The sequence below is a fragment of the Actinomycetospora callitridis genome (assembly GCF_028737265.1).
GTDB lineage: Bacteria > Actinomycetota > Actinomycetes > Mycobacteriales > Pseudonocardiaceae > Actinomycetospora > Actinomycetospora callitridis.
In genome coordinates this window covers 195,827-216,938 of the sequence record NZ_JAQZAK010000004.1, presented here as the reverse complement: position 1 = coordinate 216,938, position 21,112 = coordinate 195,827, and the positions used below count along the sequence as shown (strand labels likewise).

Annotated in this window: 20 protein-coding genes; 9 read left to right on the top strand and 11 right to left on the bottom strand. The window is 72.7% G+C overall.

Annotated features, from left to right (window positions below; translation table 11 throughout):
* The first annotated feature begins 724 nt into the window (after positions 1 to 724).
* Complete coding sequence (locus tag PH191_RS15510; protein WP_274195524.1) at positions 725 to 1,495, top strand: TetR/AcrR family transcriptional regulator; 771 nt, start codon at positions 725 to 727, stop codon at positions 1,493 to 1,495.
* A gap of 82 nt (positions 1,496 to 1,577) precedes the next feature.
* Here PH191_RS15510 and PH191_RS15505 read toward each other — a convergent pair whose 3' ends face one another.
* A complete protein-coding gene (locus PH191_RS15505; protein WP_274195523.1) occupies positions 1,578 to 2,417 on the bottom strand; it encodes an LLM class F420-dependent oxidoreductase in 840 nt (279 codons plus the stop codon).
* A gap of 44 nt (positions 2,418 to 2,461) precedes the next feature.
* Positions 2,462 to 3,499: an LLM class flavin-dependent oxidoreductase gene (locus PH191_RS15500; RefSeq protein ID WP_274195522.1), complete on the bottom strand. Its 1,038-nt coding sequence runs from the start codon at positions 3,497 to 3,499 to the stop codon at positions 2,462 to 2,464.
* Positions 3,500 to 3,651: 152 nt separating this feature from the next.
* Here PH191_RS15500 and PH191_RS15495 point away from each other — a divergent pair, with 152 nt between their 5' ends.
* Entirely contained in the window at positions 3,652 to 4,227 is a 576-nt protein-coding gene (locus tag PH191_RS15495) for a TetR/AcrR family transcriptional regulator (RefSeq protein ID WP_274195521.1), read from the top strand.
* 75 nt (positions 4,228 to 4,302) lie between these two features.
* On the opposite strand, the gene PH191_RS15490 is transcribed toward PH191_RS15495, so the two are convergent.
* A complete protein-coding gene (locus PH191_RS15490; protein WP_274195520.1) occupies positions 4,303 to 4,797 on the bottom strand; it encodes a hypothetical protein in 495 nt (164 codons plus the stop codon).
* Positions 4,798 to 5,239: 442 nt separating this feature from the next.
* Here PH191_RS15490 and PH191_RS15485 point away from each other — a divergent pair, with 442 nt between their 5' ends.
* Both PH191_RS15485 and PH191_RS15480 read left to right on the top strand, forming a co-directional pair.
* Positions 5,240 to 6,835, top strand: coding sequence for a flavin-containing monooxygenase (locus PH191_RS15485; protein WP_274195519.1), 1,596 nt, complete (start codon positions 5,240 to 5,242; stop codon positions 6,833 to 6,835).
* 76 nt (positions 6,836 to 6,911) lie between these two features.
* Complete coding sequence (locus tag PH191_RS15480) at positions 6,912 to 8,078, top strand: serine hydrolase domain-containing protein (protein ID WP_274195518.1); 1,167 nt, start codon at positions 6,912 to 6,914, stop codon at positions 8,076 to 8,078.
* A 49-nt stretch (positions 8,079 to 8,127) separates the two neighbouring features.
* Here the strand turns inward: PH191_RS15480 and PH191_RS15475 are convergent, their stop codons facing one another.
* On the bottom strand, positions 8,128 to 10,854 hold the full coding sequence (locus PH191_RS15475) for a winged helix-turn-helix domain-containing protein (protein ID WP_274195517.1): 2,727 nt from the start codon (positions 10,852 to 10,854) through the stop codon (positions 8,128 to 8,130).
* Positions 10,855 to 10,969: 115 nt separating this feature from the next.
* On the bottom strand, positions 10,970 to 11,461 hold the full coding sequence (locus PH191_RS15470) for a GreA/GreB family elongation factor (protein WP_274195516.1): 492 nt from the start codon (positions 11,459 to 11,461) through the stop codon (positions 10,970 to 10,972).
* 208 nt (positions 11,462 to 11,669) lie between these two features.
* On the opposite strand from PH191_RS15470, the gene PH191_RS15465 reads away from it, so the two are divergent.
* Both PH191_RS15465 and PH191_RS15460 read left to right on the top strand, forming a co-directional pair.
* Complete coding sequence (locus tag PH191_RS15465) at positions 11,670 to 12,929, top strand: NAD(P)/FAD-dependent oxidoreductase (protein ID WP_274195515.1); 1,260 nt, start codon at positions 11,670 to 11,672, stop codon at positions 12,927 to 12,929.
* 35 nt (positions 12,930 to 12,964) lie between these two features.
* Positions 12,965 to 13,288 (top strand): DUF3040 domain-containing protein, encoded by a 324-nt coding sequence (locus tag PH191_RS15460; protein WP_274195514.1) that lies wholly within the window; start codon positions 12,965 to 12,967, stop codon positions 13,286 to 13,288.
* 1 nt (position 13,289) lies between these two features.
* On the opposite strand, the gene PH191_RS15455 is transcribed toward PH191_RS15460, so the two are convergent.
* On the bottom strand, positions 13,290 to 14,840 hold the full coding sequence (locus PH191_RS15455) for a PucR family transcriptional regulator (protein WP_274195513.1): 1,551 nt from the start codon (positions 14,838 to 14,840) through the stop codon (positions 13,290 to 13,292).
* Between the two features lie 141 nt (positions 14,841 to 14,981).
* Here PH191_RS15455 and PH191_RS15450 point away from each other — a divergent pair, with 141 nt between their 5' ends.
* Both PH191_RS15450 and ygiD read left to right on the top strand, forming a co-directional pair.
* Positions 14,982 to 15,449: a hypothetical protein gene (locus tag PH191_RS15450; protein ID WP_274195512.1), complete on the top strand. Its 468-nt coding sequence runs from the start codon at positions 14,982 to 14,984 to the stop codon at positions 15,447 to 15,449.
* Between the two features lie 101 nt (positions 15,450 to 15,550).
* Positions 15,551 to 16,444, top strand: a complete 894-nt coding sequence (gene ygiD / locus PH191_RS15445; RefSeq protein WP_274195511.1) for a 4,5-DOPA-extradiol-dioxygenase — start codon at positions 15,551 to 15,553, stop codon at positions 16,442 to 16,444.
* A 25-nt stretch (positions 16,445 to 16,469) separates the two neighbouring features.
* Here ygiD and PH191_RS15440 read toward each other — a convergent pair whose 3' ends face one another.
* The 5 genes from PH191_RS15440 to PH191_RS15420 form a co-directional block, all read right to left on the bottom strand.
* Positions 16,470 to 16,985 (bottom strand): GtrA family protein, encoded by a 516-nt coding sequence (locus tag PH191_RS15440; protein ID WP_274195510.1) that lies wholly within the window; start codon positions 16,983 to 16,985, stop codon positions 16,470 to 16,472.
* A gap of 73 nt (positions 16,986 to 17,058) precedes the next feature.
* A complete protein-coding gene (locus PH191_RS15435) occupies positions 17,059 to 17,421 on the bottom strand; it encodes a hypothetical protein (RefSeq protein WP_274195509.1) in 363 nt (120 codons plus the stop codon).
* A gap of 16 nt (positions 17,422 to 17,437) precedes the next feature.
* Positions 17,438 to 18,145: a thiocyanate hydrolase subunit gamma gene (scnC, locus tag PH191_RS15430; RefSeq protein WP_274195508.1), complete on the bottom strand. Its 708-nt coding sequence runs from the start codon at positions 18,143 to 18,145 to the stop codon at positions 17,438 to 17,440.
* A gap of 40 nt (positions 18,146 to 18,185) precedes the next feature.
* Entirely contained in the window at positions 18,186 to 18,899 is a 714-nt protein-coding gene (locus PH191_RS15425) for an SH3-like domain-containing protein (protein ID WP_274195507.1), read from the bottom strand.
* A 240-nt stretch (positions 18,900 to 19,139) separates the two neighbouring features.
* Positions 19,140 to 19,913: an SDR family oxidoreductase gene (locus PH191_RS15420; protein WP_274195506.1), complete on the bottom strand. Its 774-nt coding sequence runs from the start codon at positions 19,911 to 19,913 to the stop codon at positions 19,140 to 19,142.
* Between the two features lie 161 nt (positions 19,914 to 20,074).
* Here PH191_RS15420 and PH191_RS15415 point away from each other — a divergent pair, with 161 nt between their 5' ends.
* The gene (locus PH191_RS15415; RefSeq protein WP_274195505.1) at positions 20,075 to 21,043 is read left to right on the top strand and encodes an aldo/keto reductase; all 969 of its coding nucleotides are present in this window, start codon (positions 20,075 to 20,077) and stop codon (positions 21,041 to 21,043) included.
* Positions 21,044 to 21,112 lie beyond the last annotated feature (69 nt).

Here is a 21,112-nt window from a genome sequence, read left to right as displayed (position 1 = left end):
CGGCGTCGGCGTCGGCGTCGGCGTCGGCGTCGAGTCGCGGTCGCGCGAGGGCCCCGGACCGTGTCGACGATCGCGGTGGGGTCGTCGGGCGTGCGGTCGCTCCGCCAGGCGACGTGCCCATCGGGACGTGCGAGTACGAGCCCGGCATTCGTAGGCGGCAAGGGCCTCCCTCACGACGGGGTCTCGGTGACCCCCGACCAGCGTGGCCACGGCCCCCGGTGGCCGGCTCGCGTACGTGTCGCTGGTCGACGAGTCGCGCCTCGTGACGCTGTCGATCGGTCACTGACAGGGCGACCATCTCGGTGGCGAGCGAGGAAGACCGTCGCAAGGCCGTGACGCCAGCAGCTCGAGCACCGTGTCGGGGTGACGTTGTTGCACCGCACCACCCGCCGTGGAGGCGAGGAGCCCGACGCGTCGGGCTCGGGGCCGCACGTGTCGGACAGGGGAACGACGTCGCCGGCCCCCTCTCCGGCGACGTCGCCTCCCCCCGACGCGGATCAGGGCCCCCGACGCTCCGGCACCCGCTACCGAGAACCGTACCCAGCGGTACGGTTCGAGCGGAAGGGTCCTCTCCGCGTCGGACCGCACGTTGGGCCAGTTGCCGTGTCACGGGCGCCGATCCGGGGATGGCGTGTCGTCCGGACGGGCTCCACACTTCTCGGACCGGTGCAGGCCGACACCGTGCTGGTCGGTGCGCCGGTCGACGGCTCTGGGGGAGATGGTCGTGGCGACTGAGGCCGCGTCGGCGGTGGAGGGGGCGCGGGTGCCGCAGCAGGCGCGGTCCCGTGCCACGAGACGTGCCCTGCTCGCCGCGGCGGGAGAGCGCTTCGCGATCCAGGGCTTCCACGGCACGGCGCTCAACGACCTGGTGGGGGACGGCGTCCCGACCAAGGGCGCGCTCTATTTCCACTTCGCGTCCAAGCACGCCGTCGCCGAGGCACTCGTCGCGGCGATGAGTGAATCGTGGGACCAGGTCCTGCCCGCGGTCCGCCGGGTCGCCGGTGACGGCCTCGAAGCGCTGGTCCTCCTGACCGACGCCGTGATCGTCCGTCTCGACGACCCGATCGTGCGCGGTGCCGGCCGCCTGTTGCGCGACCGCGTCGTCGTCACGCCGACGCTGGCCGAGGTCATCGCCTGGTGGCGTGACCAGGCCGAGGAGTTGCTCGCCGACGCGCAGACCGAAGGCCTGCTGCGTCGTGAGGCGGACCCGGGCTGGATCGCCGACGAGGTCGTCGCCAGTTTCGCCGGCCGGGCGACGGTCGCCGATGCGGGTGGCGACGCAGCACCCCTCTGGGACCTGATGAACGAGTTCTGGGCCGGCTTCCTCCCGTTGATCGCCGCTCCCGCGTGGTGCGAGCGCTGGACGGCGCAGCCCTGGCGGCAGCGCCGGCGTCCTGTCGGTGTGGGTCCCCGCGACATCGACCGCCTCGAGATCCACGGGATGGGCAGTCCGGTCGGCGCCTCGGGGGCCACCGCTGGTCAGCACCCTCACTGACCTGCGTCGGACGCGACGAGCGCCAGGTCGTCGACAGTCCTCGACGATCCCGGGTCGGCGGCCGGGCCCGCTCCGCCGGCGGTCAGCTCAGCCGGAGTGCTCCGGCCAGGCGGCGCAGGTCGGGGAGCAGGGGGTCGCCCTTCACCGCGAGGACCTGGGCGCAGACGTGGTCGGCGCCGGCGTCGAGGTGCTCGTCGAGCCGTGCTGCGACCGCCTCCGGCTCGCCGTGCGCGACGAGGGCGTCGATCAGGGCGTCGCTGCCGCCGTCGGCGATGTCGGCGTCGGTCCAGCCGAGACGCTCGAGGTTGCTGACGTAGTTGCGCAGCCCCAGGTAGGGCTTCTGCACGGCGGGGCGGCCGATCCCGCGCGCGGTGGCGGGGTCGGGGTGCAGGACGACCTTGTTCTCCGGGGCGAGCAGGACCCCGTCGCCGAGGATGTCGCGGGCTCGACGGGTGTGCTCGGGGGGAACGAGGTAGGGGTGCGCGCCGGCGGCCCGCTCGGCGGCGAGCCGAAGGACCTTCGGGCCGAGTGCCGCGAGCACCCGGCGGGAGACCGGGACCTCGGCGGCGTCGAGGGCGTCGAGGTACTCGACGACCGTGGCGTAGGGGCGGGTGTAGTCGCTGGTGGCCTCCGGGTGGCCGACACCCACGCCGAGCAGGAAGCGACCGGGGTGCTTCGCCTCGAGCCGGTGGTAGGAGGCGGCGACCTCGTCGGCCGGGGTGGACCACATGTTGACGATGCCGGTCGCGATCATGAGGTGGTCGGTCGCGTCGAGCAGCGACTCGGCCAGGGCGAGATCTCCGGGAGGGGAGCCGCCGATCCAGATCGTGCCGAACCCCAGCGACTCGACCGCGCGCGCGATCTCGGGGTCGAGCTGCCACGCCCCCTGCCAGATGCCGTACCGGCCCAGGTCCATCGCCAAGATCGTTACCTCCTGATGTCGGGTCGTCGTGTTCGGCGTGCGGGTCAGACCGCCGAGGCGGCGAGGGGAGCCTCGTCGCGGACCCCTCGGCCCGTCTGCGGGGCGAGGAGCTCGAGGGTGCGGTGCTGGTGGTCCTCGTCGACCGCGGCGTTGACGAGGATGAGCTCGTCGGCCCGGACCTCCTCGGCGAGCGCGTCGAGCCCGGCGACGACCTCGGGGCCGGTGCCCACGAGGGTGCGGGCGAGCATGCCGAGGACCTGGCGCCCGGAGGGGTGCTCGCGGAGCTCGACGAGCTGCTCGTCGGACAGGTCCCGGCCGCGGCCCAGGATCGAGCGCAACCACTCGAGCTCGGTCCGGCGGTACTGCGCGGCGGCGGTCTCCGCGTCGTCGGCAGCGACGACGTTGGCGGCGGCGATGAAGTGCGGCGTCGCGTCGGGGCCGGCGAGGGACCGGGAGGCGTCGAAGCGGTCCCGGTAGATGGTGGCCGCCTCGACGAGGGCCTCGGGGGCGAAGTGCGAGGCGAAGGCGTACGGCAGGCCGAGGTGGGCGGCGAGCTGGGCGCCGTAGAGCGAGGATCCGAGGATGTAGAGGGGGACCCCGCCCGCGTGGTGCGGGTAGGCCTGGACCCCGGGAACGGTGGTCTCGCCGGTGAGGTAGCCGTGCAGCTCGACGATGTCGGCCGGGAAGTGCTCGGAGGCGGCGGCCCCGCGACGCAGGGCCTGCATCGTGGCCCCGTCGGTCCCGGGCGCCCGGCCCAGCCCGAGGTCGATCCGCCCCGGGAAGAGCGTCTCGAGCAGGCCGAACTGCTCGGCGATCACGAGCGGCGAGTGGTTGGGGAGCATGATCCCGCCGGACCCGACGCGCAGGTTCGTGGTGTTCGCGGCCAGGTGCTGGATGTAGAGCGACGTCGCCGAGGACGCGAGCCCGGGCATGTTGTGGTGCTCGGAGACCCAGAGCCGGTGGTAGCCGAGGTCGTCGGCGGTGCGCGCCAGGCGCACGCTGCGGGCGACACCCTCGGCAGCGGTCTCGGCGGGGCGGACCCGCGCCAGGTCCAACAGGGAGAGCGGGACGGACGTCGCCACGGCGGTCCTCTCGTGGTCGTGGTGGGATCGGAGCCGCGCCCACCCGAGCGGAGGCTCCCTCCACTTACCGTACACGGAGGCTGCCTCCGGTAACCTGCCCGCAGTGGCACCCACGGAGGGTCGACACGGGGACGGCAGGGGGGAGGACGCGCATGGCGGACACCGACCGGCCGATGCGCTCCGACGCGCGGCGCAACCGCGAGTTGCTGGTCGCGGTCGCCCGGCGGCACCTGCGGCTCCACGGCGTCACGACCTCGCTGGAGGCCATCGCCCGGGAGGCCGGCGTGGGTCCGGGGACGCTCTACCGACACTTCCCCGACCGGGACTGCCTGGTGGCCGAGGTCCTCCGGGTCGAGAACGACGAGCTCCGCGCGGCCGGCGAGCGCATCGCACGGGACGTCGGGCCCGCGGAGCGGCTGGACGCCTGGTTGGGCGAGGTGGAGCGACACGTCGCGAGCTACCGCGGCCTGTCCGGCCCGCTGGTGGGCGCGTTGGAGGGTGGGCAGCCGACCCCGCTCGGCCCCGCGTGCGAGGAGATGATCGCCACCACCACGAGGTTCCTCGCCGAGTCCCAGGAGGCCGGGGTGGCGAGGCCGGAGGTCACCGCCCACGACCTCGTGGGGTGCGCCGCCATGCTGGCGTGGCTCGGCTCGACCGGCCCCCAGGGGACCCAGCAGGCCGACGGGGCACGGGACATCCTCCGGCACGGCTACAAGGTCCCCGGCTGACCGACGTCCTCCGGTGTCAGGACCGCGAGCTCGCCGAGGCGCACCGTGGCGTGCCCGGCCCGAGGCGGACACCGATCAACGGACCAGAGCCGACACCCCGAAGGCGATGGCCAGGAACAGCAGCATCCGCCCGACGAGGACGGCGAGGCCGAAGGCGATGACGGACATCCGCGTTCCGGCGACGGCGAGCGTCAGCGGATACAGCGGCGGGATGAACACGCAGGCCGAGAGGAAGACGACCGCCACTCCCCACCGGGATCCACCGAGGAGCCCCATCATGCGGTCCGACCAGCCTCGCACCGTCATCCGCACCTTCCCGGCCGGTTTCCGGGGACGGTCGCGCATCCGCCGGACCCACCCGGAGGTCGCGCCCCGCCGCAGTCCGACGACCACGCCGACCTTCCCGATGCTCTGGCCGAGGGCGCAGCCGGTCGCCGCCGTGACCTCTTCGGCGAACCCTCCGACCTGGGACGCCACGATGTAGATCTCGCTGTTGAAGATCGGGATCAGTGCGGACAGCACGCCGTACGCGGTCGAGCCCACGAACTCCAGGAGCGGTTGCCAGCTCATACCGGCTCCAGGCTCACGGCTCGTCGAGCCGGGCGCTCGCTCGAACCCGTGCTCGGCGCCCGATCGTGTGGTGTCTCAGGACATCGGCATGGCCCCGGACCTCGGCTCGGCGCGCTACCCGGCGACGGTCTCGGTCACTACCCGGATAGGTGGGTCGCCGTCCCGGCGACGGTGTCAGGGTTCTCTGCATCACCTTCTCCCACGGTGGAGCGGGCCCTGTGCTCCGGGTGATGCAGCTCCGAGGCCGACCGCCCGCAGGCCGTTGATGACGTCTCCCTGACCGCCGCGCGGCCGCTGCGGCGATCGCCCGCGCGTCATGCGCGCCATCCCGACGACGCACGCCTCGGGCTTTCGAGTCCGCGAACACGGACCTTCCACGAAGGAGCACCGACACATGACTTCAGCCACCGACGTGACCCCGAACGGGAAAGGGGAGAGTCGCGTGACCGAGCTGGACGCCGTGGTGCTCGGGGCCGGCGTGGCCGGCCTCTACCAGCTCCACCAGCTCCGCGAGCAGGGCTTGCGGGTGAAGGCGTTCGACGCCGCCGGCGACGTCGGTGGGACCTGGTGGTGGAACCGGTACCCGGGCGCACGCTTCGATTCCGAGGGCTACATCTACCAGTACCTGTTCGACGAGAAGCTCTACAAGGACTGGAGCTGGAGCCAGAAGTTCCCCGGCCAGCCGGAGATCGAGCGGTGGATGCACTACATCACTGACCGACTCGATCTGCGCAAGGACATCCAGTTCGGCACGAGGGTCACCTCCGCGCACTACGACGAGGATCGCGGCCGGTGGCTCGTGCACACCGACCAGGGCGACGTCGTCGACACCCAGTTCTTCGTCTCCTGCGCAGGGATGCTCTCCGCGCCCCTGCGGAACATCCCGGGCATCGAGTCGTTCGACGGGCAGCTGGTGTTCACGTCGGCCTATCCCGCCGAGGGCCCGCAGCTGGAGGGCAAGCGCGTCGGTGTCGTCGGGGTCGGCGCGACGGGGATCCAGGTCATCCAGACGATCGCTTCCGAGGTCGGCCACCTCACGGTCTTCGCCCGCACCCCGCAGTACATGCTGCCGATGAAGAATCCGACCTACGGGCCGGAGGAACAGGACTGGTACAAGAGCCGCTTCGAGGAGCTCAAGGCCACGATCCCGCACACGTTCTCCGGCTTCGAGTACGACTTCGAGCACGCCTGGGCGGACTGCTCCCCGGAGCGACGCCAGGAGATCCTCGAGGAGATCTATCAGGACGGGTCGCTCAAGCTCTGGCTCGCCGGGTTCGGTGAGGTGTTCTTCGTCGACGAGATCAGCGAGGCGGTCTCGGAGTTCGTGCGCGACAAGATGCGTGCGCGCCTGCGCGGCGACCAGCACCTCATCGACACCCTCGTGCCGACCGACTACGGGTTCGGCACCCACCGGGTGCCGTTGGAGAACGGCTACCTCGAGGTCTACCACCAGGACAACGTCGACCTGGTCAACGTCCGCGACAACGCGATCGCGCAGATCCGCCCCGAGGGGATCGAGCTCGCCGACGGCACCCTCCACGAGTTCGACGTGATCATCCTCGCCACCGGCTTCGACGCCGGCACCGGCGCGCTGACCCGCATCGACCTCCGCGGCCGGGACAACCGCTCGCTGGCCGAGGAGTGGGGGCAGGACATCCGCACCACGATGGGCCTGGCCAAGCACGGCTACCCGAACCTGCTCACCACCGCGGTGCCCCTCGCGCCGTCGGCGGCGCTGTGCAACATGACCACCTGCCTGCAGCAGCAGACCGAGTGGATCAGCGGGGCGATCCGGGACCTCAAGGCCGACGGGAAGTCGACCATCGAGCCGACCGCGGACGGCGAGGACGCCTGGGTCGCCCATCACGAGGAGCTCGCCAACGCGACGCTCGTTCCCAAGACCACTTCCTGGTATCTCGGCTCGAACGTCCCGGGCAAGCCACGTCGGCTGCTGTCCTACATCGGGGGTGTCGGCACCTACCGCCAGAAGTGCGACGACGAGGCCGCCGGCGGCTACCCGACCTTCTCCCGGACCTGAGCCCCTTCCTCCTCGCTCACCCTTCGCGTCGCACCCGGGTCCCGGGACCGGCGCGCCAGCAGACCGGAGACCGATCATGAGCAAGTCCTTCGACAGCAGCGCCATCGACAAGGTCCTGCAGGCCGCGGTCGACGACGGTGCGGTGCCGCACGTCGCGGCCATCGCCGCCGACCGCGACGGCATCGTCTACGAGGGCGGTGCCGGTGCCCCGACCGTCGGCCAGGGCGGCACCGTCACCACCGGTACGCAGTTCCGGATCATGTCGATGACCAAGATGGTCGCGACCGTGGCGGCGCTCCAGCTCCGCGAGTCCGGGCGCCTCGACGTCGACGCCCCGGTGGCCGAGTTCTGCCCGGAGTTCGCCGACCTCCAGGTCCTCGACGGCTTCGACGGCGACACCCCACGGCTGCGGGCACCCCGCACCCAGGCGACCGTCCGCCACCTGCTCACCCACACCTCGGGCCTGGGCTACTGGTTCTTCGACGCCGACCTGGCCCGGTACGAGCAGGTCACGGGCACCCCGAACGTCCTCGGTGGCGCCGGAGCGTTCAAGGCCCCGCTGCTGCACGATCCCGGTGCCCGGTTCACCTACGGCATCAACACCGACTGGCTCGGGAAGGTGATCGAGGCCGTCACCGGTCAGGGCCTCGACGTGGTGGTCAAGGAGAAGATCACCGGCCCGCTCGGCATGACCGACACGATGTTCCTGCTCGATCCGGCCCGCACCGAGAACGCCGTGACCGTCCACGTGCCGGGTGAGGGCGGGAGCTGGGCCTCGGCCGGCGAACTGCTCCCGCAGGAACCCGAGTGGTGGGCCGGGGGCCACGGTCTGTACTCCACCCCTCGCGACTACATCCGCTTCGAGCAGGCCCTGCTGCGCGGCGGTGAGCTCGACGGCGAGCGGATCCTCGCCGAGGCGAGCGTCGAGGACGCCTTCACCAACCAGATCGGCGCCCTGAACTTCCCGCCCGAGATCCCCACGGCCGACCCGGCGACCACCTACTCGTTCAACGCCGGACCCGGCTGGAAGTGGGGTTACGGGCTGCTGCTCAACACCGCCGACGTGCCGGGCGGCCGCCGTGCGGGCAGCGGCGCCTGGGCGGGCCTGTTCAACACCCACTTCTGGGTGGACCCCACGACCGGGATCTGCGCGTCGATCTACACCAACTCGCTCCCGTTCGTCTCGCCCGGGGCGTTCGCGCTCTACGGCGAGTTCGAGCAGGCCCTCTACGCCTCTCTGTGACCGGGCGACCGGGGTCGGTCCGCCGGACGATCCAGCGGGCCGATCCCGGTCACACCAACAAACCACCTCGTCGCGCCACGGACGCCGCCTCCGCGCGGTTGGCGACGTCGAGCTTGCTGAAGATGTTCTTGAGGTGCCACTTCACCGTGTTCACGGTGACGCCCAGGGCGCACGCGATCTGCTGGTTGCTCCGCCCGACGTCCAGCATCCGGACGACCTCGAGCTCCCGACCGTTGAGGTCCCCCACCGAGGGCCGGCCGACCGGGTCCGGCGCCGTCGCCAGCAGGGCCTCCAGGTCCTCGAGTGGCGGCACCGAGTCGTCGACGGCACCTCCGCGGGCACGGCTGACGACGCGTCCGAGCACCGTCCGGACGTCCGGGCCGCCCTCGTGGACGAGCTGGGGGACGCCCGCCGCGACGACCCTGTCCAGGACCCCCGCCAGGGTGCGCTCCGCGGCCAGATAGCGGGCGGCGCGCTGCTCGATCCCGGTCAGCTGGATCGAGAGCTCCACCGCGACGCGCACCTGCCCGTTGTCCGTGGCCTCGGCGACCAGGTCCTCGACGAGAGCCACGGCCCGATCGTGCTCGCCCTGGGCGGAGAGCACCGCCGCGAGCGACGACGTCCGGAACTGATCGATCCGCAGACCGATCCCGTCGTGTCGCGACGAGCCCTCCGGCAGGTCGCGGGCCACCCGGTGCGCCTCCCTGGTGCGACCCCGCGCGAGCATCTGGACGACGCGCTCCGCGCCGACCGCTGCTCGCAGTCGCGCCAGCCCCAGCCGGTCGGCGACCCGTGCGCCCTCCACGAGCACCTCCGCCGACTCGTCGGTCGCGCCGCGCCCGGCCTTGATACGTGCCAACAGCACGAAGCTCGCGATCATGAAGTCGACGACCCCGCTCTCCGCCCCGAGCTCGCCGCCCTCGTCCAGCAGCCGTTCGGCTTCGGCGACCTCGCCCCGGAGGTAGTGCAGCTCCCCGAGCAGCGCACCGGCCAGCTGGGCGGCATGCGAGCGGCGCCCCGCCGACCTCCGGGCCAGGACGACGGCGCCCTCGAGCTGCGCCTCTGCCTCGGGGATGTCGAGCTGTGAGAGCGCGGCGATCCCGGCGAAGCAGCGGCCGTACACGCCGGAGAACGGGCCGGTGGTCCGCTCGTGGAACGGGACGGCCCAACGCTGCCGCTCGCGGGCGCGGGCGAACCGCATCGCGTGGATGTCGCAGAAGGACTGGATGTTCGCCGCCACCGCCACCACCCACGGCCGGTAGCTGCGTGCGCACTGGAGGCTCTGCTCGACCAGGCGCTCGGCCCGGTCGGTGCGGTCGCCGTAGACGTCGATGCACGCCTGCACGACGTCGGCCTCGCTGCGCATCTCCTCGGAGCCTCCCGCGCTCGACAGCGCCGGTCGGAGGGCGTCGAGCGAGGACTGGGCCGCCGCGCTCCGCTGCAGCAGGCAGTTCGCCCACGCGACCGCCATCAGCAGCCTCGGCCGGTCGTCGGCCGCGGTGCCCGGCAGCCGGCCGAGCAGCCCCAGCAGGCTCACCATCCGGCTGTGCTCCACGAGCGGCATCGCGTGCCGTTCGACGAGGTCGGTGGCCCGCCGGATGTCGCCGCCGCTCAGCGCGTGCGCCACGGCCTCCGGGACCAGGGCCTGCTCGGCGAACCACGCCGACGCCCGGGCGTGCAGCTCGACGACCCGGTCGGGATGGTCGCGGTCGAGGCGACGGCGGAGGTAGTCGGCGAACAGGTGGTGGTAGCGGAACCACTCCCGTTCGGTGTCGAGGGGACGCAGGAACAGGTCCCGGCTCTCGAGCTCCTCGAGCATCGCCTGGCCGTCCCCCCGGCCGGCGAGTACGCCCGCAAGGTCGCCGCAGAGCCGGTCGCACACCGAGGTGGCCAGCAGGAAGTCCAGGACGTCGGCCGGGAGCGCGTCGAGCACGTTCTCCGCCAGGTACTCGCCCACCGAGTGGTGACGTCCGGAGAACCCCCTGATCAACGCGGCAGGATCCGCACTGTCCCGCAACGACAGCGACGCCAGCTGCAGCGCGGCGACCCATCCGTCGGTGCCGGCGGAGAGCCGCGCGACGTCGTCGCCGTCGAGGCGCAGCCCGTTGAGCTCGACGAGGAACTCCCGGGTCTCGTCGAGGTCGAAGCGCAGCAGGTCGGCGTCGATCTCCACCAGCTGACACCGCACGCGCAGCCGGCTCAGCGGCAACTGCGGCCGCCGGCGGCTGGTGAGCACGATCGCCAGGTTCGGTGGCGCGAAGTCCAGGAGGTGGACCAGCGCCCGCCGGGCACCGGAGTCGTCGACGAGATGCCAGTCGTCGAACGCGAGCACGAACCGGCCGTCGAGGTCGCCGATGACCTCGAGGAGGGCCGACAGGGTGTAGCCCTGCATGTTCTCGGCGTTCTGCTCGATCAGGGCCGCGAGGTCGCCGATGGCTTCCGCCGCCGACGGGAGGGCCCGGCGCACGGCCTCGAGCAGGTGGGCGAGGAACCAGTGCGGGTCGTTGTCGTCGCCGTGCAGGCCGAGCCAGGCCACCTGGGCCCCGCCGTCCTGCAGGATCGCCAGCCACTGCACCGCCAGCGTCGACTTCCCGTACCCGGCCGGGGCGTGGATGACCGTGAGCCGCCGCGGTTCGGAACGACGCAGGTCCGCGAGCACCCGCCGCCGCTCGATGACGTTGTGCACGTGCGTCGGCGCCCTGAACCGAGCTGACGCGTCACGGGGCGCCCGCCGTGCCACGGCGGGCGTCGAGACCTCCGGCTCGGTCGTCATCATCGACTGTCCTCCGTCGCCCCTCGACCACCTTGTCAGGGGACGGGGCCGACCGACCACCCGATCGGGTAGTCAGTGTGACGTGCGTTCCAGCGAGCGCTCGTGCTCCACCGCACGCTCACCCCTCGCCGGCGCCCGTCCGGTCGAGCACGGCGCCCTCGTTTCCGTAGGGCCTCGCGGCGAGGAGCGTGATCGAGATCGTCTGCCCGTCGGGGAGCCGGCAGGTGCGGGTGTCGCCGCCGCGCGCGCCGAGCACGGCCCGTCCGATGGGGGAGGCCGGCGAGGAGACCTCGATCTCGGAGGGGGCCGGGACGTTGCTCTCGGCGAGCAGGAACGTCTCCGTCTCCGGGTCGTCGTCGATGCGGACGGTGAGCACCATGCCCGGCTCGGCGATGCCGTCGTCCGCCGGTGCGGTGCCGACGGTCGCGCCGAGCAGGAGCTCCTGGAGATGGCGGATCCGCCGTTCCCGCCACCGGTGACGAGCCCCGGCGTCGTCGTCGACGTCGAGTCGCGTGCTGTCCGAGCGGTGGCTCAGCAGGAGCCGCTCGAGCTCGGTGCGGGTCTGCTGATAGCCCTGCGCGCTCAGCCACGCTCCGCCGTCGATCCCCACGATGCGCGCCTCCTTGACGGGCTGCCCGGCGTGAGCTCGCCGGAGCGCGGAGTCCGTCTCCGTCGCCTCAGGGTGCGGCCCCGGCCGCGAGCGCCGGTTGTGTTCTTGCGCCAATGAATCCCGGGGGCTTTGTCCTCTGCGGACAACGAATCCAGGTGCGGTCTCGGCCATCGTCGGAGACGTCTCTGGTGTCCAAGGGAGGTCGGCCATGTCGGGGTTCGGTGGCGACATGACGCCGCGTAGTGCGGTCGTCGTCGGGGCGGGAGTCGTCGGGCTGTCGACGGCGTGGTTCCTGCAGGACCGCGGGGTCCACGTGACGGTGGTCGACCGTGACGAGGTCGGCAGCGGCGCCTCGTGGGGCAACGCGGGGTGGGTGTCGCCGGGGCTCGCGCTGCCGCTGACGTCGCCGCACGTGCTGGGGGAGGGGTTGCGGGGGCTGTTCGATCCCCGTGCTCCGCTCAGCGTCCCCGCGCGCCCGGACCCGCGGCTGTGGAGCTTCCTGCTGCGCTTCGCCGCCCACTGCACCACCCGGCACCGGCGCCGGGCGCTCGAGGCCTCCCTGCCTCTCCTCGTCGAGAGCCTGGCGGCCTACGACACGCTGGCCGGCGAGGGCGTCGACGTCGGGGACGTCGAGTCCCCGATCGTCGCGGGGTTCTCGGATCCCCGAGCGGCCGCGGCCTTCCGGCGGGAGCTCGCCCTCGTGGAAGCCGTCGGTGTGCCGGTGTCGTCCCACGATCTCGACGGGGCGGAGCTGCACGCCGCGCGTCCCCAGCTCTCGCACCGCATCGTGGCGGGGGTGCGCGTCGACGGGCAACGGTTCGTCGACCCTGCGCGGTTCGTCGACCAGCTGGCCCACGCCGTCGTCCGGCGCGGCGCCACCATCCGGTCCCGGATGACCGTCTCGGCGCTCCGGGGCGACCGGGGTCGCGTCCTCGTGTCCGCGGACGAGGGCCCGCCCATCGGTGCGGACGTCGCGGTGCTCGCGACCGGCGCACACCTCGGCGATCTCGCCCGCGGTCGCGGTGTGCGCATGCCGGTGCGCGCCGGTCGCGGCTACTCGTTCACCGTGCCGACCGATGCCCCGGTACCCGGCCCGATCTACCTGCCGGGGGCGCGCGTCGCGTGCACGCCGTACCGGGGCCGCCTGCGGGTGGCGGGCACGATGGAGTTCCGTGCGGCCGACCGACCGGCCGACACCACCCGGGCCGACGCCGTCGTCGCCTCGGTCCGCGACCTGCTCGCCGGGGTCCGCTGGGACGAGCGCAGCACTCCGTGGGTGGGTGCGCGCCCCGTCACCACCGACGCGCTCCCGCTCGTGGGTGCGACGCGCCGGCCCGGCGTCTACGTCGCGGGCGGCCACGGCATGTGGGGCGTGACCCTCGGGCCGGTGACCGGGCGCCTGCTGGCCGAACAGATCACCACCGGGAAGCAGCCGCCCGCGCTGCTCCCGTTCGATCCCGTGCGCTGATCCCGACCGACCCGAGGCCCGATGGGAGGCCCGACATGCTCGACGACCGAGAACGCGCGATGTTGCTCGACATCGAGAACCACCTGCTCGCCGAGGACCCCGGGTGGTCCACGGCCTTCTCCACGTACGCGTGGCGGGCCCGGCGGCAGCGCACCTTCGAGCTGGCGTTCCACGCCGTGGGGTCGGTGGTCTTCGCGGCCCTCGCGCTGCTGATGGTCGTGGCGCAGGCCCCGGGCCCCGCGGTGTTCTTCGCCGCGGTGGCCGTCCTGCTGGTCTGGCTCGTGCGCCGACTCCGACGGACGCCGCTGGTGGGCGCCGCTCCGGGCACCGCCGGTGCACCGCCGCCCGGGCGGACGTGAGCTACGAGAGCTGGTCCTCGTCCGTCGCGGCGAGGGCGATGATCAGGGCGAGTCGCTGGTCCGGGTGATCGGTGGCGAGGGGAGTGGCCTCGTCCATCTTCCGCAGGCGGTACCGCACCGTGTTCGGGTGGACGTCGAGGGTGGCCGCGGCGACCCCGATGTCCCCGTGGGCGGCCAGCCAGGCCCGCAACGTCTCGACGTGGTGTGTCCCGTGGCGCCGGTCGTGCCGCTGGAGCTCGGCCACCGGACCGCGCTCGGGCATGCGGCCCGCGGCGGTGACGGCACGCAGGCGGCGGAGCACGATCCGATCCCACGACTCGTCGTACGCCACGGGCGGGAGGTCAGGACGGGCGGCGTGCAGGGCCAGGCACTCGTCGGCCTCGCGGCGGCTGGCCGGCAGCAGCGGGGCCTCGGCCGGACCGCCGATCCCGGCCACCAGTCCCACGTGGGCGGGGAGACCGCCGCGCACCGACGCCAGCCACTCGCGGGCGGTCTCGACGGTGTCGTCCCCGGCGGGGAGCAGGGTGTAGACGGTGTGGGCGAACAGGGCGCTGCGGCCCGGACGGGACCAGCCGAAGCCCGTGGTCACGTGCTCGAAGGCCAGCAGGACCCCGGCGTGCTGCTCGTCCTCCACGTGGGCCTGCAGCGCCACGACGCGCAGTCCGTGCCGGGGCAGCCCGAGCTGGCTGATCATCGCCGGGGCGTCGCCGATGCCCTCGAGGAGGCGGGTGACCAGGTCGGACTCCACCTGGCGCTCCAGGTCGGCGCTGGCGCGCGAGCGCAGCAGGTGCAGCGCGGCGGTCCGTGCGCCGTCCTCGAGGACCCGGCTCCGCGCGGCGTCGAAGGGGACGGCGCTCTCGACCCACAGCGAGCCCAGGAGCTCCCGGCCCGCGCGCACGGCGATGACCATGCGCCCGCCGAAGCCGTGCGCCGCGGACGGCTCGACGAACAGGGGCTCGTCGGAGGCGGCGAGGTGGCGGAACACCCCGCGCTCGGCGAAGAGCTCCCGGACGCGGTCGGGCAGCCGTCGACCCAGGATGGTCTGCGAGCGCACCGTGTCGACGACGTCGTCGGAGCTCGAGTAGGCCAGCACGCGGGAGAGCTGGTCCTCGATCACGACCGAGGAGTCGCGCAGCGCGGCGGCGAGGGTGTCGGCCAGGGCGAACAGGTCGGTCGGGCCCCGGCCCGACTCGGTCTCGCGGCCCTCGAGGACCAACCCGTAGGCCAGCCCGGTGAGATGGCTCCACGAGACCTCGGGGTCGGCCAGCACGACGGCGATGCCCGCGTGCTCGGCCGTCGCGGAGATCGCGGGTCCGAGCGGCGCCGGGGCGCGGACGAGCACCACGGCCGCGTGCGCCGACGCGGCCAGGTCGACCGCCTCGGCCGTCGAGTCGACGCCGACGGCCAGGAAGACGTCGCCGGTGGCGGTGCGCGGATCGGTCGGGTCGTGCACGACCAGGCTCCGCAGCATGACGTCACGCCCGCGGGCTCCGCCGGCGAGCCGGGTGCCGCTGCCGGCCAGCACGTTGACGAGACGATCCAGCGTGATCATCTGTCGACTCCCGACAACGTAGGGTCACCGAATTGTCCGACTCTACAACCAGGGCCGCGGTACCTCGCGACATGCTCGGTGGTGAGGGCGGACCGGCCGCCCCGCGACGAGCAGTGCGACGTGAGGGGAAGGAGCGCGGTGATGGGGAGCGTGGCGACGGGTCGGGACGTGCGGGCGATGGCCACCGTCCACCTCGAGGAGGAGGCACGGCGGTTCACGCGTCGGACCCGGCTCTCGATGGCGGTGGAGGGCGTCCTCGCGCTGGCGCTCGGTGGCGTCGGCCTCGGCCTCCTGGACGCCGGGGAGGCCGCGACGGCGACCGTGGCCGGTGTCCGGCTGGGCCTGCCCCAGTTCGCGGTCCTCGCCGCGATCGGAGTGGCGATCCTCGTGACCCTGCGCCACCCCGCGTGGTTGCGCCGCGTCGCGGTGTCCAAGGCGACCGTGGCCGCGGCGATGTTCGCCGCCGGTGCCGTCTACTTCCCGGTCGGTGCCTGGGACATGAACCTGGCCGGGATCTTCCTGCCGGTGGTGATCGCCCTGGCCGGCTTCGTCCAGTTCGTGTTCCTCGGCAGCGCCCACTTCGTCTCCGAGCCCAGCGACGTGCCGTAGGGGCGCTGCGCCCGTCTGCGGGATGTGCCCGCGCGGAAGAGCCGAGAGGGTGGGGGAGCACCGAGCAGGCCCACGGGCCCACAGGAAGGTGGTGGACCGCGATGGTCGACCCCGGCACCACGACAGGGCCGGCGCCGGAGGACGCGCTGATGCCGGCCGCCTTCCTCGGGCACGGGAACCCGATGAACGCGCTGGCGGTGAACCGCTACACCACGGCCTGGCACTCGCTGGGCGCCGCGGTGCCGCGCCCGCGCGCGATCCTGGTGATCAGCGCGCACTGGTACATCAACGCCACCGCCGTCACCGTCATGCCGCGACCGCGCACCATCCACGATTTCTACGGCTTCCCGGCCGAGCTCTTCGACGTCCAGTACCCCGCACCGGGACTGCCCGAGCTCGCCGACGAGATCAGCGAGATCGTCCACCCGACCTGGGTCGGGGCCGACGTGGACAGCTGGGGGATCGACCACGGCACCTGGTCCGTGCTCCTGCACGCCTTCCCCGACGCCTCGATCCCCGTCGTGCAGCTGAGCATCAACGCCGACAAGCCCTTCGACTACCATCTCGAGCTGGGTGCGAAGCTCGCTCCGCTGCGCCGGCGCGGCGTGCTCGTGATCGGCAGCGGCAACGTGGTGCACAACCTGCGGGCGATGGACTGGCGCCTCGCCGACGACGGGTACGACTGGGCGCGGCGGTTCAGCGACGTCTCGCGCGAGCGGATGCTGACGGCGCCCACGGAGTTCGCCTCGCTCGACGCCCACGCCGACTTCGGGCACGCGGTGCCGACACCGGACCACTTCATCCCGGCCCTGTACTTCGCCGGGATGGCCGGGGCGAGCGCCGACCCGAAGATGGACGTCCTCGTCGACGGGTACGCGTACGGGTCCCTGTCGATGACCGCCTACACCCTCGACGCCTCGTGCACGGCCGCGTCCGGCGGGGACGCGATGCCCCGGCCTCCGGCGGGGCTCCCGCCCGACGCGTCGAACATCTGAGGGCGGGCCGGTCGAGGCGCTCGGGTCAGGCCGGTTCGGGCTCGGGCCGCGCCGTGGTCCGGCGCGCGTGGGTGGAGAACACCCACAGTCGGAGCACGACGAACCGCACCGAACCGACCGCGCCGGTCACCGCTCCGATGAGCAGCACCTGCGCCCACCAGGCATCGCTCACCACGGGGTCGAGCACCGCCAGGGCGGTGGCGGTGGCGACCAGGCCGGCGGCCGCCAGCCCGCCGCCCTCCCACTGCGCCGTCCACCAGCCGATCCGTCCCCCGGCGTGGAAGGTGAGTCGCCGGTGCAGCTCGTTGGCCAGGACGGACGAGACGACGGCGCCGGTCAGGTTGGCCAGCTGGATGCCGAGCGGGCGCAGCAGCAGGAACAGGCCGAAGTAGACCAGCGAACTGATCACGCCCACCGTGACGAAGCGGACGAGCTGAGCGGCCGGGTCGTCGCCGTGCAGCCGGGCCCGGGTGCCGCACAGCGCCACCTGCCAGGGCTGCGACCCCTGCGAGCACAGCCGGCACGACCTCGCGGCGGACACCCACCCACGGTACGTCGGGGCCCCAGCTGCTCTCCTGAGATCCACCGCAGGGGACGGCGGTGGCTGGTGCCGGTCAGGACCCGCCCGCGTCGAGCCGCGCGCGGACCGCCTCCAGGCGGGCGGCCAGCTCGGTCTCGTCGATGACATTCCGGGCGACCAGCGAGTGCGCCAGGGCGACGAGCTGGTTCTCCGGGTGGGGCAGCGAGGCGTACACCTCGCGCGTGATGCGGTCCTCGTCGTCCCGACGGGTGAGCACGGGCAGCGCCGACCCCTCCTCGTCGAGCGCGTCGCACATCGCGTCGAGGCTGGATTTCCAGGGCGGCACCGCGTGGGTGACGCCGTACTCCGCGGCCACCCGTTCCCAGATCTGGTCGTGCTCGACGATGTGTTCCAGCGTCCGGACCCGGACGGAGGCGATGTCGTGGTCGGTCGTCATGTCCTGTTCCCGTGGACTAGTCGCTCGTCACCGGACGGATCGCGGGGTGCACCGGGCGGACCGCGTTCGCGGTGACCCCCGGCTTGGGCAGGGCGACACCGATCAGGCAGTCGCGGGTCACGATCTCCGTGAGCTGCTCCTCGCTCCATCCCTCCGTCCCGTCGGGCCGGACCGGGAGCACCATGAACCGGTGCTTCGAGTTGGAGTCCTCGACGCGGACCTCGACGTCCTCGGGCAGATAGAGGCCGAACTCCGCGAGGACCTGGCGCGGCCACCGCACGATGCGGCGACGGTAGTTCGGCGTCCGGTACCACTCCGGCGACATGCCCAGGATCGGGCGGGGATAGCAGGAGCACAGGGTGCAGACGATCACGTGGTGCAGCGTCGGGGTGTCCTCGAGCACCTCGAACGCGGTGAAGTCGCTGGGGGTGCCGAACCCGGTCGGATGGAGCCAGTCGACGCCCATCTCCCGGGAGGCGGCGATGGCATCGTCGAGCGCCAGCCGTCGGAACTCCGGATCGAGCCACGCCTTGGCGACGAATCGGGACCCGGCGGCCGGCTCGAGCTGCTCCACGTGCTCGGTGTAGCGCCGGTGGTCCTCGGCGGTGAACAGGCCCTTCTCGATGGCGAGCTCCCGTAGAGCGATCTCCAGCACCTCGAAGTCGGTGACCTCCTCGACCATCGGTGCCGTGCCGGCGTGCTGATGCGTGTGGTTCCCCGTCATCCCTGTCCCCCTCCTCGTCTCCGCGGCGCGTGCTGCCGGGCTAGACCGCCGGTCGGAGCCACCGCTCCGAGATCTCTGCCTGGAGCGTGTCGTTCGGAGGGCCCGTGTACGCCGTCCACAGGTCGGCCATCCGGAAGCGCACGATGTAGAACCACTCCGACTCCTGGTCCTCCCGGTCGAACGCCTCGTCCTCCGGCGCCAGGCTCTCGTAGGAGACCTTGGCGACCGTTCCGCTCGCGCCCCTCAGGTATTCCTGGGTGCGCGTGTAGAAGATCGTGGGTAGCTCGCGCACGAGCACCGCATCACCGACCGCGAACCCGGGCGTGCCCGCCGTGTCGGCGAAGCACTGCGGATCGCCCTTGCCGATCGCGTCCACGTGGTGGTGGTTGCGGGCGACCGCGTCCGTGTTCCCGGTCGTCCGGGGCGCGGCGTCGAGGGGACCGTTGATGCCGCCGGCGTACCGGTCGCGGACCTCGCCCACCCGCTCGATCAGCTCGCCGAGCGTGATGTGGCGCTTGTCGACCAGGCAACGGGCGATCGCCCACAGCCAGCGGCCGTAATAGGGCAGGCCCAGATAGTTCGTCCGTCCGAGATCGACGTTGCCGATCCTCCGGCGCTCCTCCGAGGTCCAGATGCCCCGCCAGCCCAGGACCTCACAGGTGACGAAGGTGTTGAGCTCCCACTGCTCCTCCTCCTTGTCCTCGAACAAGGCCGGAGGGTCCGGCTCACCGCCGACGTCGTGCGGCGTCTTCATGAAGGCCCGGAACGTTCCACGATCGACCTGATCCGGATACGCCCAGTCCTGGACGCGGTGGAACGCCACGCGCAGCTGACTCGAAAGATCGCCCAGGACCGAATTGCCCACGACGCCACCTCTCTGAGAGGCCTACTCCGCTAGTCCAAACGCGGGCGAGCGTAACGTCGATCACACGTGCCGGGAAGTGCGCTACCGGGTGCATCAGCGCCCGGATGGCGGACGCCGGCCGGCCGCAGGTCAGGGTGTCGCCAGCATGCCGCCGTCGCAGCGCAGCACCGTGCCCGTGATGTAGCCGGCCGGGGCGCTGCACAGGAACGCGGCGGCCGCGCCGAACTCGGCGGGGTCCCCGTACCGCCCCACGGGGATGGTGCCCCGGATCTCCGCCTCGACCTCCTCGCGCGAGCGGCCGGTGCGTTCCGCGGCCGCCGTGTCGACCTGTTCCGCCCGCGCCGTCGCGATGCGCCCGGGCAGCAGCGAGTTGACGGTGACCCCGGACGCCGCCACCTCCGTCGCGAGGGTCTTGAGGTAGCCGGCCAGCGCCGCGCGACCGAGGTTCGACAGCGCGAGCCCGGGGATGGGGGCCTGCACACCGCTGGAGCTGATGCTCAGGACGCGGCCCCACCCTCGCTCGATCATCCCGGGCAGCGCCCGCTCCAGCAGGACCTGGTGCGGGGCGACGAGGGTCGCGATCGCGGTCCGGATGCCGTCCGGACCCACCTCCCGGGCGGAGCCCGGCGCCGGGCCCGGGCCGTTGAGCACCAGGATGTCGGGCTCGCCGACCTGCTCGACCGTGGCCGCGTACAGCCGCTCCGCGCCCCCCTCCTCGACCAGGTCCACCGCGATCCCGACCGCGCCGGGCAGTCCGGCCGCAGCGTCGCGGACGCGCTCGTCGGACCGTCCGGAGACCACCACCGTCGCGCCGTCGTGGGCCAGGGCCGACGCCGTCGCGAGGCCGAGGCCCGACGTGGAGGCGCAGACGAGTGCCGTCCGCCCCGCGATGCCCAGATCCATGTCCGCTGCCTCTCTGCCGTCCGACCGTGTCGGGGTCAGTCGGCCAGGTCGGGGCGACCACGTCCAGCCCGTGCCGGATCACGCCAGGACCCCCACGCGCCGCGCGCTGCTCGTACCGTCGAGCGCGTGGACCACCGCCCCGACAACCTGAGGACCACATCGTGAAGACCGCGACGCTGGGCGACCTCGAGGTCAGCCGCATCGGCCTGGGAGCCATGGGCATGTCCCACGGCTACACCGGGGCGGGCAGCGACGACGACGAGTCGATCCGCACCATCCACCGCGCCCTCGACCTGGGTGTCACGTTGATCGACACCGCCGAGGTCTACGGCCCGTACGTCAACGAGGAGCTGGTCGGCCGCGCGATCGAGGGTCGGCGCGACGAGGTCGTGCTGGCCACCAAGTTCGGCCTGATCTCCCACACCGGGGGACAGGGCGCCGACTCGAGCCCGGACAACGTCCGTGCGGCGGTCGAGGGGTCGCTGCGCCGCCTCGGCGTCGACCACATCGACCTCTACTACCAGCACCGCGTCGACCCGGGCACCCCGATCGAGGAGACCGTCGGCGCCCTGGCCGAGCTCGTCGAGCAGGGCAAGGTCCGCCACATCGGCCTCTCGGAGGCGTGGACCGCCACGATCCGCCGCGCCCACGCGGCCCACCCGATCACGGCGCTGCAGTCGGAGTACTCGCTCTTCACCCGCGACCAGGAGGAGATCCTGCCGCTGCTGCGCGAGCTCGGCATCGGTCTCGTGCCCTACTCGCCGCTGGGACGCGGGTTCCTCACCGGGCAGATCCGGTCGATCGAGGACTTCGCCGACGACGACTTCCGCAAGGACAACCCGCGGTTCGTCGGGGAGGCCTTCCGGCGCAACCTGGCCCTCGCCGACGAGGTCCAGGCCGTCGCGACCGAGGCCGGCGCCACCCCCGCGCAGGTCGCCCTCGCGTGGCTGCTGAGCCGGGGCAGCGACATCGCGCCGATCCCGGGCACCAAGCGGGTCGGTCGGGTCGAGGAGAACGCCGCCGCGGACGGCGTCGAGCTCACCGACGACCAGCTGCGCCGCCTCGACGCGCTGCCCCCGGCCGAGGGTGGGCACCACACCGAGGAGCAGATGCGGCTCATCGAGCGCTGAGGAGCGCACGACGGAGCCCGGGGGGTCCGTCGCGCCCCGTGGTAACCCCCGATGCTCGGGCGACGACAC

What these genes read in the sequence shown, in the direction of transcription:
- PH191_RS15495 (WP_274195521.1), top strand. Translation starts at nt 3,652, where the DNA reads ATGGCGGACACCGACCGGCCGATGCGCTCCGACGCGCGGCGCAACCGC.
- PH191_RS15490 (WP_274195520.1), bottom strand. Translation starts at nt 4,797, where the DNA reads ATGAGCTGGCAACCGCTCCTGGAGTTCGTGGGCTCGACCGCGTACGGC.
- PH191_RS15480 (WP_274195518.1), top strand. Translation starts at nt 6,912, where the DNA reads ATGAGCAAGTCCTTCGACAGCAGCGCCATCGACAAGGTCCTGCAGGCC.
- PH191_RS15475 (WP_274195517.1), bottom strand. Translation starts at nt 10,854, where the DNA reads ATGATGACGACCGAGCCGGAGGTCTCGACGCCCGCCGTGGCACGGCGG.
- PH191_RS15465 (WP_274195515.1), top strand. Translation starts at nt 11,670, where the DNA reads ATGTCGGGGTTCGGTGGCGACATGACGCCGCGTAGTGCGGTCGTCGTC.
- PH191_RS15460 (WP_274195514.1), top strand. Translation starts at nt 12,965, where the DNA reads ATGCTCGACGACCGAGAACGCGCGATGTTGCTCGACATCGAGAACCAC.
- PH191_RS15455 (WP_274195513.1), bottom strand. Translation starts at nt 14,840, where the DNA reads ATGATCACGCTGGATCGTCTCGTCAACGTGCTGGCCGGCAGCGGCACC.
- PH191_RS15450 (WP_274195512.1), top strand. Translation starts at nt 14,982, where the DNA reads ATGGGGAGCGTGGCGACGGGTCGGGACGTGCGGGCGATGGCCACCGTC.
- ygiD (WP_274195511.1), top strand. Translation starts at nt 15,551, where the DNA reads ATGGTCGACCCCGGCACCACGACAGGGCCGGCGCCGGAGGACGCGCTG.
- PH191_RS15435 (WP_274195509.1), bottom strand. Translation starts at nt 17,421, where the DNA reads ATGACGACCGACCACGACATCGCCTCCGTCCGGGTCCGGACGCTGGAA.
- scnC (WP_274195508.1), bottom strand. Translation starts at nt 18,145, where the DNA reads ATGACGGGGAACCACACGCATCAGCACGCCGGCACGGCACCGATGGTC.
- PH191_RS15425 (WP_274195507.1), bottom strand. Translation starts at nt 18,899, where the DNA reads ATGAAGACGCCGCACGACGTCGGCGGTGAGCCGGACCCTCCGGCCTTG.
- PH191_RS15420 (WP_274195506.1), bottom strand. Translation starts at nt 19,913, where the DNA reads ATGGATCTGGGCATCGCGGGGCGGACGGCACTCGTCTGCGCCTCCACG.